The 14,038-nt window shown below is 61.4% G+C and carries 15 protein-coding genes; 7 read left to right on the top strand and 8 right to left on the bottom strand.

The genetic code is table 11. The annotated features are described in order from the left end of the window. The first annotated feature begins 81 nt into the window (after nt 1-81). Together AC1VNY_RS38980 and AC1VNY_RS38975 are read left to right on the top strand one after the other, a co-directional pair. Complete coding sequence (locus AC1VNY_RS38980; RefSeq protein ID WP_482409152.1) at nt 82-1,701, top strand: GMC family oxidoreductase; 1,620 nt, start codon at nt 82-84, stop codon at nt 1,699-1,701. Between the two features lie 7 nt (nt 1,702-1,708). Then, nucleotides 1,709-2,611, top strand: coding sequence for an alpha/beta fold hydrolase (locus AC1VNY_RS38975; protein ID WP_482409151.1), 903 nt, complete (start codon nt 1,709-1,711; stop codon nt 2,609-2,611). Nucleotides 2,612-2,637: 26 nt separating this feature from the next. Here the strand turns inward: AC1VNY_RS38975 and AC1VNY_RS38970 are convergent, their stop codons facing one another. From AC1VNY_RS38970 to AC1VNY_RS38945, 6 genes are all read right to left on the bottom strand, one after another. After that, entirely contained in the window at nt 2,638-3,072 is a 435-nt protein-coding gene (locus tag AC1VNY_RS38970; protein ID WP_038386445.1) for a DUF2721 domain-containing protein, read from the bottom strand. Between the two features lie 207 nt (nt 3,073-3,279). Beyond that, nucleotides 3,280-4,293 carry a SphA family protein gene (locus AC1VNY_RS38965; protein ID WP_482409163.1) on the bottom strand — a complete coding sequence of 338 codons (1,014 nt, stop codon included), beginning with the start codon at nt 4,291-4,293 and terminating at the stop codon, nt 3,280-3,282. Nucleotides 4,294-4,495: 202 nt separating this feature from the next. Then, nucleotides 4,496-5,929 carry a DUF1254 domain-containing protein gene (locus tag AC1VNY_RS38960; RefSeq protein WP_482409150.1) on the bottom strand — a complete coding sequence of 478 codons (1,434 nt, stop codon included), beginning with the start codon at nt 5,927-5,929 and terminating at the stop codon, nt 4,496-4,498. Nucleotides 5,930-6,022: 93 nt separating this feature from the next. Then, a complete protein-coding gene (locus AC1VNY_RS38955) occupies nt 6,023-6,364 on the bottom strand; it encodes an HdeA/HdeB family chaperone (protein WP_051003117.1) in 342 nt (113 codons plus the stop codon). 105 nt (nt 6,365-6,469) lie between these two features. Further along, the gene (locus AC1VNY_RS38950) at nt 6,470-7,138 is read right to left on the bottom strand and encodes a hypothetical protein (protein ID WP_482409149.1); all 669 of its coding nucleotides are present in this window, start codon (nt 7,136-7,138) and stop codon (nt 6,470-6,472) included. 106 nt (nt 7,139-7,244) lie between these two features. Then, entirely contained in the window at nt 7,245-7,625 is a 381-nt protein-coding gene (locus AC1VNY_RS38945; protein ID WP_482409162.1) for a helix-turn-helix transcriptional regulator, read from the bottom strand. Between the two features lie 215 nt (nt 7,626-7,840). On the opposite strand from AC1VNY_RS38945, the gene AC1VNY_RS38940 reads away from it, so the two are divergent. The 4 genes from AC1VNY_RS38940 (at nt 7,841) to AC1VNY_RS38925 (ending at nt 11,328) form a co-directional block, all read left to right on the top strand. Continuing rightward, complete coding sequence (locus AC1VNY_RS38940; RefSeq protein WP_482409148.1) at nt 7,841-8,890, top strand: AraC family transcriptional regulator; 1,050 nt, start codon at nt 7,841-7,843, stop codon at nt 8,888-8,890. A 59-nt stretch (nt 8,891-8,949) separates the two neighbouring features. Then, a complete protein-coding gene (locus AC1VNY_RS38935; RefSeq protein WP_482409161.1) occupies nt 8,950-9,816 on the top strand; it encodes a hypothetical protein in 867 nt (288 codons plus the stop codon). 652 nt (nt 9,817-10,468) lie between these two features. Continuing rightward, a complete protein-coding gene (locus AC1VNY_RS38930; RefSeq protein WP_482409147.1) occupies nt 10,469-10,936 on the top strand; it encodes a hypothetical protein in 468 nt (155 codons plus the stop codon). Nucleotides 10,937-11,094: 158 nt separating this feature from the next. Next, nucleotides 11,095-11,328 carry a hypothetical protein gene (locus AC1VNY_RS38925; RefSeq protein WP_304499356.1) on the top strand — a complete coding sequence of 78 codons (234 nt, stop codon included), beginning with the start codon at nt 11,095-11,097 and terminating at the stop codon, nt 11,326-11,328. A 46-nt stretch (nt 11,329-11,374) separates the two neighbouring features. Here the strand turns inward: AC1VNY_RS38925 and cax are convergent, their stop codons facing one another. Beyond that, on the bottom strand, nt 11,375-12,478 hold the full coding sequence (gene cax / locus AC1VNY_RS38920) for a calcium/proton exchanger (RefSeq protein ID WP_482409146.1): 1,104 nt from the start codon (nt 12,476-12,478) through the stop codon (nt 11,375-11,377). Between the two features lie 270 nt (nt 12,479-12,748). Here cax and AC1VNY_RS38915 point away from each other — a divergent pair, with 270 nt between their 5' ends. Then, a complete protein-coding gene (locus AC1VNY_RS38915; RefSeq protein WP_482409145.1) occupies nt 12,749-13,255 on the top strand; it encodes a Spy/CpxP family protein refolding chaperone in 507 nt (168 codons plus the stop codon). Between the two features lie 195 nt (nt 13,256-13,450). Here the strand turns inward: AC1VNY_RS38915 and AC1VNY_RS38910 are convergent, their stop codons facing one another. After that, nucleotides 13,451-13,858, bottom strand: a complete 408-nt coding sequence (locus tag AC1VNY_RS38910) for a GFA family protein (protein WP_461192948.1) — start codon at nt 13,856-13,858, stop codon at nt 13,451-13,453. Nucleotides 13,859-14,038: the final 180 nt, after the last annotated feature.

The raw sequence follows: 14,038 nt of genomic DNA, 5'->3' as shown, positions 1-14,038 counted from the left end.
GCATCCACTGCCGGGCTTGTGTCGGCCCGCTGCGTCTGACTAATAAGAGCCCAACAAGAGACGCTTGCCGGGAACGAGGACATGCCGCGAAGGCTCGAGGGTGATTTCGACTACATTATCGTCGGCGCAGGCACGGCGGGCTGCATCATGGCCAACCGCCTGTCGGCCGATCCGAAGAAGCGCGTGCTGCTGCTGGAAGCCGGCGGCAAGGACAACTGGATCTGGTTTCATATCCCGGTCGGCTATCTCTTCGCGATCGGCAATCCGCGATCGGACTGGATGTTCAAGACCGAGGCCGAGCCCGGCCTCAACGGCCGGGCGCTCGCCTACCCGCGCGGCAAGGTGATCGGCGGCTCCTCCGCCATCAACGCCATGATCTCGATGCGCGGCCAGGCCGCAGATTACGACCATTGGCGCCAGCTCGGCCTCACCGGCTGGAGCTACAGCGACGTGCTGCCGGCGTTCAGGCGGCTCGAGGATCATTTCCTCGGTGAAAGCGAGCATCACGGTGTCGGCGGCGGCTGGCGCATCGAGGCGCCACGGCTGTCGTGGCAGATCCTCGATGCGGTCGGCGATGCCGCCGAGGAGATGGGCATCAAGCGCATCCCGGATTTCAACACCGGCGACAATGAGGGCACCAGCTACTTCCACGTCAACCAGAAGCGCGGCCGGCGCTGGTCGTCGGCGCGCGGCTTCCTCAAGCCGGTGTTGAACCGCAGCAATCTGCGGCTCGAGACCGACGTGCTGGTCGACCGCCTGATCATCGAGAGCGGCCGCGCCGCCGGCGTGCTGTTCCGGCAGGGCAATGAGGTGGTCGAGGCCCGTGCCAGGGGCGAAGTGATCCTCTGCGCCGGCTCGATCGGAACCACGCAGGTGCTGCAGCGCTCCGGCATCGGTCCGTCCGAATGGCTGTCGCCGCTCGGCATCGACATCGTGCTCGACGTGCAGGGCATCGGCCATAATCTGCAGGACCATCTGCAGCAGCGCGCGATCTACAAGGTTTCCGGCGTGCGCACGCTGAACGAGACCTATTACAATCTGGTTCGCCGCGGCCTGATGGGCCTCGACTACGCGTTCCGCCGCCGCGGTCCCCTGACCATGGCGCCGTCGCAGCTCGGCATCTTCACGCGCTCGGACGCGACGCGCTCGCGCGCCAATATCCAGTTCCACGTGCAGCCGCTGTCGCTCGACAAGTTCGGCGATCCCCTGCACCGCTTCCCCGCGATCACGGTGAGTGCCTGCAACCTGCAGCCGAGCTCGCGCGGCACGGTGCGGATCCGCTCGACCGCGCCCGACGACAAGCCGTCGATCGCGCCGAATTATCTCTCGACCGACGACGACCGCCAGGTCGCGGCCGACGCAATCCGCACCACGCGCAAGCTGATGAAGCAGAAGGCGCTGGACAAATATCATCCCGAGGAATTCCTGCCCGGCCCCTCGGTCGGCGACGACGATGCCTCGCTCGCCAAGGCGGCCGGCGACATCGGCACCACGATCTTCCACCCCGTCGGCACCGCGAAGATGGGAACGGCCAACGATCCGATGGCCGTGGTCGACGAGCGGCTGCGCTTCTACGGCCTGCACGGCCTGCGCATCGCGGATGCCTCCGTGATGCCGACCATCACCTCCGGCAACACCAACACGCCGACGGCGATGATCGCCGAGAAGGCCGCAGCGATGATCCTGCAGGACGCACGATAGAACGACGATGAACGCCCCGAAGCGCTCTCTGGTCGGCGATGCCGGCGCACAGGTTGCGGTGGCGCAATGGGGCGAGCCGGCCTCCGACAGGCCGCCGGCGCTGCTGCTGCACGGCACAGGCTTTGTCGCGGAGGTCTGGACCGAGGTCGCAGAGGCGCTGGCGACCGATTACACGGTCTACGCGCTCGACCGCCGCGGCCACGGCCTGAGCCACAAGCCGCCGGCCGATCGCTATCACTTCCAGGATTTTGCCGAAGACGTCCGCATGGTGGTGGAGCGCCTCGACCTCCATGACATCTACGGCATCGGTCACAGTGCTGGCGCAACCGACCTGCTGCTCGCAGCCAGACTGATGCCCGGTCGCTTCGCGCGCCTGCATGTCACGGAGCCGACCGCGATGGATCCGCGCGCGCCGCGCGCCGGCGGCCTCAGCGACATCGCGCGCGGATCCGTGCAGGGTGTGGTGCGCCGCCGGGCCGAGTTCGACAGCGCCGACGACCTGTTCCGGCGGCTGCGCGCCGCACCGGCCTTCGCGCCATGGACCGAACGGTCGCTGTGGGCCTATGTCCATCACGGCTTTGCCCGGCTCGACGACGGCCGCATGCGGCTGCTTTGCACGCCGGAAATCGAGTCGGCCCTGCTCGGGCCGATCTTCCAGGCCATGGAGCAGATCTACACCGGCGACGCCCGCGGCAATCCGTTCCCGTGGTTCTCCGACATTGCCTGCCCGGTATGTATCACAACCACTGAGCAGTCATGGCCGATCTACAAGGAGATGGCCGATCGCGCCGCGGCGCTGATCCCGCATGCGAGCCGATGGACCTTCGACGGTGTCGGGCATTGCGTTGCGCAGGAAGCGCCGAAGCTGCTGGTCGCAGCGCTCACGACGTTCGCCGCGCGCGCGCGTTAAGGCGTGAACGTATCAATGCGTTGCGTCTAGCCATAGTGATCAAGTTCGCTCAGGGCAATTCGAACCTCGCGCGCGAAATCCACCAACGACACGATGAAAGCCACGACGGCAACAATGAAGAGAATGGCAACGCCCCGCTCGTGCTGGATGTGAAGGAACGCACTCACAAAGCCGACGACGATGACAACGCTGATCGAGATGCTTCCCATGATGGACCAGAAGATCGCGCGATTGATCATGGTGGCGCGCCGAGCAAGACGCGGCAGGTCTGCCTTGAGCCGGCACCTCGCCTGATCCTGATCAGAAATCTGGTTCAGGTAAATCGATCTGTCGATGATCCGGTTGAGGCGGGAAATCAGCACCGCGATAAAAGCCGCCAATGCACCGAGCAGAAATGCGGGCGCAGCCGCTTGAGAAATCACTTGAGAGAGCTGACTGACCGACGGCGTATCCGGCAACATCGACTCGACCTTCGGGTTAGCGCGGCCGAGACCAATCAGCCGGACATTGGCAACCTGGACCCTGCAGCCTGGCCATCACGACTCCGAAGTATCGAACCGGCAGCGGCGACGATTGTCCAGCCGGCGTCCGAACGGCCGGCATCGACGGCCGCGAGTGCGGCGCATCGTGGCGTGATCTTGGCACAATTGAAGGCACGCACAACACTGCTATTTTGTGACGATCCGTCGGGTCGGCGTCACGGTGCTGGTCAGCGCCATCGGAGAGATCGAGAACGTCAACCAGGAATTCCAGCCGGCCGGGCGATTCTCTGCTGCAAATTCTCCATACCCTTTGAGATTCAGATAACCCTGCATGTCGCCCACGGGAAACAGGAAGCCGATCTGCGGACCAACGCCCAGCACGCGGGACCGAAAGCCCCCCAGGACAGGGTGCTGGCCGAAATCATCGGTGACCTGCTGATAGGCATATCCAACCAGGCCAACGAAAACCTGCTTTGACAGAAACTGGGAAGCGCCCCAATCCAGATGGAAGTCGATCCCGTTCTGATACTGCGTATCCTGATTCTTGAAATTGTAGGTGAAGCCCCCGACTGCAGAAAATTCATGGCCCGCCTGCGGGTTGAAGTAAGTGTAGCCGCCGCCTGCATCGATGGCGGCGTGACCGATGCCGAGATTGGCGAGGCTGCTCGGACTGTATGCTCCGACCGGAACGTCTCCCGTTACATAGGTCATGAAATTGTGCACGCCGGCGTTCCACTTCAGCGTCGCCTGCGGGTAGAGGTCACCTATCGATGTAATCGAATCGCCGAAGCTGCCGGTGCGCGTTGTCGCCAGCGGACCGACGGCCGCCGTAAGCGTCCCCGCAAGATCTGCGCTGGACCGCCCGAACAGTCCGGTCACGCCGATCGCAAGCTGGCCACCCAGCACCGGCGTTGCGAACGTATAAGTGGGATTGAGAAGGATGAGATCCGCCTGCGCGCTCAGATGCAGGTTTAGATCGATGTTTGCCGCGGCAGGAATTCTGCCGACCTGGATTTCCCTGGCGGCCGCGGCATTGCCGAATGCACTTACGCTGGTGTGATAGTAGACCTCCGCCATTGACCAGCCGGGGACCTGCGGGGTCGCAGCGAGACTGCCGAAGCGGCCGGGAAGCCAGTATGAAACGCCGCCCTCGTCGGCGCGGGCGGCTTCAGAGGAGAATGACGCCAAGACCATTGTCATGGCGATGCCGACATCCCTGAGTGTCTTACTTCGCCTGTTTGGTTGCCGCCTCTTCGAAAGATCACGAAGCCGCATGTCACCCACCCCACCGTTGGCAAATCGCAGAACGATCTGTACGGCTCGCTCAAGCGTTCGATTCGCGACCGCAAATTGAAGCACGTGATTCATGCCGGCCCCAGCGGGCCGGCATGAATCCAGTTTCTCAAGCCCCGACCTTCCTGGCGGCAGGAACCGTCCAGGTGCCGTTGATGATCGAAGGGTCGGTTTCCTGCGGCCAATACATGCGCAGCATGAGTATGAAATCTCCCTCGGGCGCAGGAAGCCAGTTGGATTCCTTGTCCTTGCCGGGCGATTCCTTCTGAATGTAGAGCTCGGTCGAGCCGTCCGGATTTTCCTTCAGATTTTCCCGCGCACTGATCGAATATCGGTTGAGCGGATTGTTCACGAAGAAGTAGCCGCTGTCGTACATCGTGAGCGACCAGAATCCCTCGGCCGGAGGAAGGTGGCCTTTGGGAAACCGCATGACGTACTTGTTCGCACCATTGTACTTGCGGTCATCCACATCCTTTTGCGAGGTCGGGTAGACCGCATCCTGCGGGCGGTTGGCGCCAAGCCCGATCGCGGTCACCAGGGCCCGCATCAGATAGTCGGTACCGTAGATGCCGGTTTTCGTCGTGAACGCAAAGCCGTTCTCGTCCTTGACGGCCTTGTTGACCTTGAACTGAAGCATGATCCTGTCGAACGACACCTCCGGGACGCGCTTCAGGAAGTCCGCCTTCAGCTTGGTCTCGTCAAAGTCGCGCCCGGGTACGATGCCGATGCGGGCAAATTTGGCGAGTTGGGCCGCGTCCGCCGCGTATGGCGGGTTGGTTTTCATGAGCTCGCAGAGCAGCTTGAAATACGACACCGCGTCCATGCGATTGACCTGTTCGCGGACAGCCGTCTTCATGTCGATCGACGGATCGACCTTTCCCGGAGGTGGCGTGTACGGCTTGCCGTAAGCACTGAGCGGAACGAGCTTGCACTCGTCCTGCAGCTTGTGGACGGCTGCATAGTCTTCCGGCGTTCCGGTGCAATAGATGCGGCCGAGCAGCCACACGATGTTGGTAGGCGATTTGTACTCCCTCACGCCATCCGGCAGCGTGCCTTTCCAGCCGGGCCCGGTGATGGCATAGGTTTGTGCGCCGGTGCCGGTGGTGCGCTTCCCCGGCACCTGGAACACCGTCGTCCAGCCATCCAGCATGGGCATCAGGAAATAGCGCCCCTTCATGTCCGGGATGCTGAGGACCCACGGTTCTTTCCCGACGTCGAAGAAGGACGTGGTGTAGAGCGTGTCCGCGTTGGGCGCAGTGACATCGCGGAACGATGCGTCCGGATATTGGCGCAGCTTGATGATATGGCCCATCGGCCCTCGCGTGCCCACGGGCTCCGCGACGTTGGTGATGATCCTCCGCGTCATCTCCATCGTCACCAACGGATAGCCGAATATGTAGGCGTCGCTCGCGAGCCAGAAGTCCTCCAAGCCCTGACCGACACCCAGGAAAGCTCCCTCCTCGGCGGCGGCTGGTCGACCTATCGCCGCTCCGGTGAGCAGACCCATTCCGCCAAGCGCAAGATTGCGACGAGTGATCTCCATTGTTCTCTCCTTGTGTGCAAATCGAATGGTCTTCAAACAATCGTCTGGCTGCTTCGACTGTCGGCCTGCCGTGAAAGGCGTCCGGTCCTCCGGTCAGGGCTGCATCCTGATCCCGAGCGCCGCTCTCATATCCTTGAAGACCACTGCGATGGCTTCGATGATGAGCTGGTCAGGATGAGCCTTGCAATGTTGGATCACTTCGTGCTCGGCCTCGCGGGACTTCTTGATGTCGAGGTAGTGCTTGCGCGCGAGGCCGTTGTACCAACCGCTGTACCAGGCAGTGAGAAGATCGGCGTCTCCCTGCCACGTTCCGGCGAGTTGCGCGCAGGTCAGCTTCTGAACATCCAGATAGCCTTCGGCGTTGGCATAAGCGCTCAAGTCCGTCTGCGCATGCGCCGACTGAATGCCGGCGACGATCAACGCTGCTGCAATCATGGCGGTTCGTCCCATGATCCCCCTCCCGTGAGCTCGTGTGTTCGGCTTAGATCGGGCCGACGTTCCCTGTCGGCCTAGCGGCTGTGGACGCGACGGTCGCGTTGCTCAGTAACAAGGCGGATACGGATAGTATCCGCACCGCGGGGCGTAATAGGGATAGGCTGCCGCAGTTCCAAGCGCGGCCGCACCCGCGACTGCAGCGCCCCGGTAGTAAGCACCTCGCCAGGCGGTGCGGCGAGCAACGCCGGCAAAAGACAGCGGCGTGAATGGACGACCGATGATGTCGATAAAGATCGACGCCGGTCCATCAGCCCCCGCAAGGTCACCTTCGAGCATATCGACATCGAAAGTCAGCCTGTCGCCTTCGAGCTTGGGCGATTTCAGGACGACGACGGCGTCGGCTACCGATGATCCGTCTTTCCTGAACCCGGACACGGTGGCGTTTGGGGGATCTTTCGCGAAATTGTCACTGCCATTGCCCCAATCCTCGACAATTCGCGACGTGAGATCGTGACCAGCCGCCCTCACGGGCCGATCGGCGAACACGATCGCATTCGGTGAAACCCCCGTCAGCACAAGCTTCCCGTCCTTCAAGCTCGCACCGCGCGAGCTGAGGACGAAGAGCGATGGCACGACTTCCGGCTTTGCCTGACCTATCGACTTCTCAAGCGGTACATGTGGTTTGCTCTCGGGTGCAGACTGGGAAAGCACCTTATGGGGAGCGGCAATCAATCCGGCGACACAAAATACGAACAGAGCTGAGCGAAGGGTCATGTTTGTTATTCCTTTGGGGAGCGCAATTTCGGCAATCAGCTTCGCTAAGCATTTCGCGCCAATTCAAATCGCGCGTCTTGCCATTTCGCGCCAATGATCGGAATTGTCATCGCCGAGCGGCGTGAGACCTCTTGCGATGGCTCGCTTGGCTCTGCCTATCGGCAAGTTGCCTGTAGATGATGGGTTGAATTTTCATCACACGCACGAAAGTACGGCTGAAGCTGCTAGGGTTGCTGTAGCCGACGAATTTCGCGATTTCCGACAGTGGCTTGCCTGAGTCCACGAGCAAGCGACAAGCGATGTTCAAGCGAACTTCCGCAAGCATTTCGCTGTGGCTGGTGCCCATGCGACCAAGGTAACGCTGTAGCGTGCGCGAGCTGATCTTGAGAGCGCGAGCGGTGCTATCAAGGGTTGCGTCACCGTGTCGCAGCGACGCGACAATGACTGCGCGGACCGCCTGGACTGAAGGCAATCGGACAGCTCTCATCGGTTGGGCTGAGGCGTGAAGCCCGTGCTCCTGCAAAGAAACGACGCTCCAAGATAAAGCAGTTTAGGGCATCGATCTGGCCATCAGCCGCCAAAACTTTCGCCAAGCGGAATTCGTCGAACGAGTTATTGCACCTGATTGCTCGATAAAGACAACCCAAGAGGGTTCCGGCCTGCTAAGCTGCGATCGCGGCAAAACTTCTTGGGCAGGTAGTAATGACCGTCATTCCATTGACCCGCTGTCAATTTTTGATTCCATTCGCTGAGCTTCATTCTGAAATAGGCGGCCCTACGGCGGCACTTCTCGCGAAATTTCAACTCCCGACCTCCTTTGAAGAAAAAGCGGATCATTACGTGCCTTTGCTGCCGGCCGTTCGGTTCGCGACGGCCGCTCAGCAAAAACAGGGACTGTCGGAAATTGCTTTTCGCGCAGCCCAACGACTTTCGTTCGAACATTTGAGCGAAACCATGCGGGCGCGGGTGCGCCATGCGCCAACCCTATTGGTTGCCCTGCAGCAAATATGCCGGTGGGCGCCGTGCGAAGATACGATCCTTCAACTATGGCTCGAGCCAAGCGGCGAGAGTTTGAAGATTTGCAGCAAGCTTATTGGAACGGAGGGCATTTCCCATCTTGAGATATCCCAGTGGCTTCAGAACATATTCGTCCTGCACATCGTCCGTCAGTTCGCCGGGATGAGTTGGTCTCCGAGAGTGATTGCGTTTGAAGCGCTCTATACGCCGAGCCCTGAGGTCCAGTCGCATTGGCCGAACACGCGCTTCATGTCGGGTCAAAAGGCCTCATGGATCGAAGTGCCGGTCGAACTCCTCAGCCTTGCAAATCCCGCAAATGACTTCCGGCCGACGCCGTCCGATCATGTGCCGCAGTCATTTGGCAAGGACGTCGTCAGCGCACTGAAGCTGAGCTTACCCTCCTACCTTGATCAGGGAGGCCTCACGATCATGCAGGCCGCCGAGATGATGGGAGTGAGCACCAGGAGTCTACAACGGAGGCTTTCACTCGCAGGGCTGACATATTCCGGTCTGCTCGAGCAGGCTCGCTTCAACAATGCGGCCAAGCTTCTGGGCGGCACTGAAATCAAGATCATCGACGTGGCATTCTCATCAGGCTATGCCGACCCTGCCCACTTCACGCGAGCTTTCCGCCGGATTTCCGGCTGCACCCCGCGGGAGTTTCGGGAGAGGTCGAGGAACGGACAAGCCACGATCGATCGGCCTACCGCCCGACCCAATGGCAATCGCGCCTAACGAAGGTTCTCGCATTGAGCGCGCCGCCACGTAACACAGGGCTCCCGGCTCCCGGATCGATCTTGAGCGCGGCATTGTGCACGCTCCTTGTCGCTGTCCCGGTTGCGAAGGCCTTTGCCGCAAGCGATGATGGCCTTGCCAATGCTTCGGTGCCGACGATCTATCTCGACCTCAGGACGACCTACGCGCAGGTTCCGGCAGGATCGCTCGCGTTCGGCTTTGGACGTCCAACGCTGTTCAATACGCAGACGCTTGCGGCATTGGGCGGCCCGGCATTTCCGGCAGGCCTGCCAGCAGCGAAGTCCCTCAACATGGATTTTCCGCTGACGGTCGATGTTACCGAAAGCGTCTCGCTCTATGCCGGCGTCTCCGGCAGTTCGACGAACTTCGGAAACGCCGGCTTTTCGTCCTTTCAAATCACGAGCTGGAACATCGGCTTCCAGGCCGACCTTTATGAGCAGAACGGCGGGACCCTTCCTACCGTGACGCTGCAATCGACCATCACACAGTCGATTCCCAATGGTCCGCTGGGCACAACCTCCTTCAACAACATTCTCGAATTTGACTATGCGCTCGATTCCGATGAGACCAGAGGCTTCCTCAGCGGTTTCCAATACACGCGAACCGACGTCGACAGTGCGCTGGGAAGGATCAACCCGAACACGATTGCCTATGTTGGTGGCTACTATCAATGGCCGAACAATTGGAAGTTTACCGGCCGCGTGGGCTTGCAATCCTTCGAAGGCGCGCAGCTTCTGAACCTCGCGTCGATTCAGCCCTTTGCACAACCGATCGTGCGGCTCGATCTCGACCGCATGGATGATAATGACAACCGACTGTTTGGCATCACAGCCGAAATCATGTGGGTGCCGAACCCCGCCTATCAACTGACGTTCAGAACGCCTCTGTATGCCGTCAAGAACTAGCTGGCGCCCCGGCGCAGCATCACCGGGTCGGCCATCGGCCCGCCGGGATGCGGCGCCAATCGGTGCAGCGACACGGCCCAACAGTCATGGCGTCGGCCGTCACCTCGAAAACCGAAGCGCGCCGGTGGCAACCGATCGTCCGGCTATCGCTGATCGTCGAACGGCTTGACCGAGTGGGCCGGCGCGCGCACCGGCTGGATCGTCAGCCGATAGGCGATCAGGTTGGTGCCATCGAATGCCTCGAGCAAGTGGTCGCAAACGGGACAGTGATACTCACCCTTGGCGCCAGGTTCGGACCATAGCTCCAACCGCCGGAAACCTGCGCCGCAGCACGCGCACGTTACATCCGCTTTCCGCACGTTGATCCTCTTGGCAGGGTTCCGCAGGACCGAAAAACACCAGGTGAACTCGGCAAAGAAACGATGGCTGTCGCCTGACTGAGGCGAAAGCAAATGTCATGGAACTCACGTTCGCATTCTAGGCAAGATGCTTCGGCAGCAAAGTGCAGATTGTGCCTGGCGTGATTGATGACAGCTGCCTGACCTTTTCGAACGCGCGCCCTGCTGCATTCCGTTGATCTACGTCAAGCTCGCGCGCCGAAATTGTCGCAGTTTCGCGGCTCGCAAAAATCGTCCGTGAGGGAGGACACGCCATGCTTCGTTGTATCCTCGCCGCTCTGGCGGCTCTGGTTCTCGTTACCGTCTGCCTGATTCCTGATGACGCCTATGCCCGCCGTGGAGGTGGCGGCGGCTTCCGCGGTGGCGGAGGCGGCTTTCACGGCGGCGGAATGCGCGGCGGTGGCATGCATGTAGGTGGTGGAAGGGTACATGGTGGAGGATATCGCGTTGCCGGCCGTCCAGGTGGCCGACCGATCGCAGGGCGTCCGGGCTATCCCGGTCGACCGATTGCGGGGCGCCCTGGCCGCCCGGTCGCCGGCTATCCCGGCTACGGCAGAGGCTACTATCGGCCGGGCTGGGGTTATGGTGCCGCTGCCGTCGGCGCAGCAGCTGCGGCCGGCGCGTATGGCGCCTATGGCTACTACGGCAACCAAGGCAACCAAGGCTGCTACTACAATGAATACGGGCAAATGATCTGCCCGCAGTACCAGTATCAGTATTGATCCGGCTGAGCAGCAATGGATGGACATGCGGTTCACCGCACCGGCTCGCTGTCGAGCTTCGGCCAGTCATCGGCATGTTGAATGGATCGACCGCAAAGGGACGCCACGATCGCCATCGTGGCGGTCCCGCGAATTTGCGTTCCCAGGGAGACGACTCGATGGAGTACGACGCCTTCACCGACGCGAGCCTCAAGATGATGTACGAGGCTGTTCGCGGCGCGCTCGAAGCCGACGATGAGTTCGCGGCAAACGGTGAAGAGCCAAAATTCCGGGTCCGGTCGACAGCCGAATGGAAGCGGCATGCCAGCAATCTCGAGGCCGAGATTCTGAAACGGGGGCTCCAGATCGACATCATCGACTGGACGAAGGGCCAGGGCGAGCTGTCGCTCTAAACCTATCAGGGGTCCGCGGTGCCGGCACGATCACGCTCGCTGTTGGTCAAACCGGGCCGTGCGATCCCGGTGGCACCATGTACAGGGTCATGGCGAAAATCACATAGATGAGCACGAGCAAGGCGCCGATAAACCATGCCGACCGCCCGCTGTTGGTGATGAAGCAGGACGTCACGGAGGCGATCATGACCATCGTCACGGCCCCCGGCCAGAACCGCAAATCCATCGGCCTCGGGCCGACGACGTAGCTCAGAAGCACCAGCGCCGGCGCGACAAACAAGGCGATTTGAGACGCGCTGCCGAGTGCGATGCTGACGCTCATATCGAGACGGTTCTTGCGCGCCGCAGAAAACGCGACCGCCATTTCCGCCGCGGCGCCGACCAGCGCGACGATGATGAAACCGACGAACGCCGGGCTCAATCCCAGCGTCTCGCCCGCCTTCTGCACCGAGCTCACGAATATTTCGCTGACCAGTGCGACCAGCACCGTGACCACGAGAAGGGTGCCTATTGCAAGTCCGATCGGCCAGCCGGCGCCGCCGGTTTCGCCATGCTCCTCGCTTGCAAACAGTTCCTTGTGTGTCTTGAGCGAGAACAGCAAGCCGAGTCCATAGACACATATCAGCAGCACAGCGAGGCCCGTACTGAGAGCCAACGCCATCGCTTCGCCGCGCGCCGGATCGAGGTCGGCAACAGCCGATGGCGCAAGCAACGCAATCGTGGCCATCAGCAGCAGCGCTGCGTACATCCTTCCGCCGGCCCGATTATACTCCTGAACGTGATGGCGGAGCCCACCGAGCAGGAATGATGCGCCGAGCATGAAGAGTGAATTGGTGACGATGGCACCAGCGATCGATGCCTTGACCAGCATGTACTCTCCGGCATGCAGCGCGGCGATCGCGATGATCAGCTCGGTCAGATTGCCCAAAGTTGCGTTGAGCAGGCCTCCGACTGCGTCGCCGGTCTTCTCTGCGACGCTCTCCGTCGCATGGCTGAGAAGGGCGGCCAACGGCACGATGGCCAGAACAGCGAGCACAAAAAGGGCGGTGTGTGCGGAGGGAGCTGCCGTCTCGACCGCCAGCACGATCGGTACGAAGACCAGCATCCAGAGCAGTGGATTATGTCGAATTTCCTTGAGCAGAAGGTGCATGGTACCGCCCGGTCGAAACGAGGTCGAAAGCAGTTTCTGAACACCGCAGGCAGCGTAACCTTGATCTAGCTCAACAATCCGGCGCCACCGTCGCGCCGGTCACGGCTTGAGCCGGACCAGCCGATCCGGAACCTCACGGAATTTCCCGAACGGTCAGAAGCGCGTCCATATTTTCCGGCTCCCTCTCCCGTTTGACCTAGATCAACCCGTGGCCGACGCGATTGTGGTTGCTCTCGCAGACATCCTTGATGACCAGCTCAGGAGCTTACAATGACGAGGAACGCAGCTGTCGCAGCGATTGCATTTTTGGTGACGACCTCGTCTCTCGCTTTTGCAGCAGAGACATCCACAACAGTCGGAGCCGCGCAACCCAGTGCAGCCGATCTGAAGAGCCTGACGGACATGCGTGTCGGGATCGTCAAGGCCGCCTTGCAGCTGACACCCGATCAGGAGAAATACTGGCCGGCCATCGAGGAGGCCATCCGTGCGCGAGCGAAAAACCGGCAGGCTCGGTTGGAGCGAATTGCCGAACTCCAGGAGAACGGACCAATGGAGGCCCTTGGTGGAAGCAATCCGGTCGAGATGATGCAACGCAGGGCTGACCGGCTGATTCAGCGCGGGACCGATCTCAAGAAGCTCTCCGATGCCTGGGAGCCGCTCTACAAGACATTGAGCGATGATCAGAAGCGAAGGATGGCATTCGTGTCGTTCGCCGTCATGCGCGGCGTGCGAAACGCGATCGAGCAGCGTGGCGGTCCGGACGACGAGGACGAATAAGGCCAACCGGACCGCACGCGAACAGCCCCCTGCTGGTTTGTGCGTGAGATGATTGGACGCTCGATCAAGGGCGAGCGTCGCACGGACCCGCCAAACGAAAACGCCGTACTGCAACCGTCCATCCATGTTGCGGGCGATTCCATGTTGCGGCGCGCATAGTCGCTTCGCCGGAAAGCACCGCGTTCATCAACCCGGTCATTCCGGCGGCGGAAAGCGGTCGAAGGTCGGCAGCTCATGCGCATCCTCCATCCAGCGCAGCCGCTCCGCGACCTGGATATGCATCGTGGCCGGCACCCGATCGGGGTCGTCATAGGTGCCGCTCTGGATGTCGATGAATCCGGGCAGCATGTTGCCATTGGTATAGAAAAGTCCGCTGCCGCAGTTCGGGCAGAAATGCCGCCGGCCATGCTCCGAGGATCGGTAGATCCTGGGCTGCCCCTTGGTCACCTTGACCATGCCCTCGGCAACCATCACCCAGCCGACCATCGGCGCGCCGGCGTGGCGCCGGCAATCGGTGCAGTGACACAGCGCATGGACGACCGGTTCGCCGGTCACCTCGTAACGGATCTCGCCGCAGTGACAGCCGCCGGTGACGTCAGCCATGTTTTCCTCCGCTCGATCAGTGGTTTGCCAGGTCGATAACGCTGCGAGCAGCAACGCTTCAATTGCGCATCTTGCCCTTGCGTCGAGCTGTCGCGCCGTCCCCTGCGCCCCCGATCATCCGGGTCTCACGAAATCGTCATCCCTGCCCTCGGCCCCGCCAAAGCCCCGGGAATAAAGCCC

The sequence above is a fragment of the Bradyrhizobium ferriligni genome (assembly GCF_056837965.1).
Note: the sequence above shows the minus strand (reverse complement) of the source record. Positions and strands in the feature narration are given on the sequence as shown.

Bases quoted from the DNA above. Each gene is read 5' to 3' on its own strand.
- AC1VNY_RS38980 (WP_482409152.1), top strand. From the start codon at position 82: ATGCCGCGAAGGCTCGAGGGTGATTTCGACTACATTATCGTCGGCGCA.
- AC1VNY_RS38975 (WP_482409151.1), top strand. From the start codon at position 1,709: ATGAACGCCCCGAAGCGCTCTCTGGTCGGCGATGCCGGCGCACAGGTT.
- AC1VNY_RS38970 (WP_038386445.1), bottom strand. From the start codon at position 3,072: ATGTTGCCGGATACGCCGTCGGTCAGTCAGCTCTCTCAAGTGATTTCT.
- AC1VNY_RS38965 (WP_482409163.1), bottom strand. From the start codon at position 4,293: ATGACAATGGTCTTGGCGTCATTCTCCTCTGAAGCCGCCCGCGCCGAC.
- AC1VNY_RS38960 (WP_482409150.1), bottom strand. From the start codon at position 5,929: ATGGAGATCACTCGTCGCAATCTTGCGCTTGGCGGAATGGGTCTGCTC.
- AC1VNY_RS38955 (WP_051003117.1), bottom strand. From the start codon at position 6,364: ATGATTGCAGCAGCGTTGATCGTCGCCGGCATTCAGTCGGCGCATGCG.
- AC1VNY_RS38950 (WP_482409149.1), bottom strand. From the start codon at position 7,138: ATGACCCTTCGCTCAGCTCTGTTCGTATTTTGTGTCGCCGGATTGATT.
- AC1VNY_RS38945 (WP_482409162.1), bottom strand. From the start codon at position 7,625: ATGAGAGCTGTCCGATTGCCTTCAGTCCAGGCGGTCCGCGCAGTCATT.
- AC1VNY_RS38940 (WP_482409148.1), top strand. From the start codon at position 7,841: ATGACCGTCATTCCATTGACCCGCTGTCAATTTTTGATTCCATTCGCT.
- AC1VNY_RS38930 (WP_482409147.1), top strand. From the start codon at position 10,469: ATGCTTCGTTGTATCCTCGCCGCTCTGGCGGCTCTGGTTCTCGTTACC.
- AC1VNY_RS38925 (WP_304499356.1), top strand. From the start codon at position 11,095: ATGGAGTACGACGCCTTCACCGACGCGAGCCTCAAGATGATGTACGAG.
- cax (WP_482409146.1), bottom strand. From the start codon at position 12,478: ATGCACCTTCTGCTCAAGGAAATTCGACATAATCCACTGCTCTGGATG.
- AC1VNY_RS38915 (WP_482409145.1), top strand. From the start codon at position 12,749: ATGACGAGGAACGCAGCTGTCGCAGCGATTGCATTTTTGGTGACGACC.
- AC1VNY_RS38910 (WP_461192948.1), bottom strand. From the start codon at position 13,858: ATGGCTGACGTCACCGGCGGCTGTCACTGCGGCGAGATCCGTTACGAG.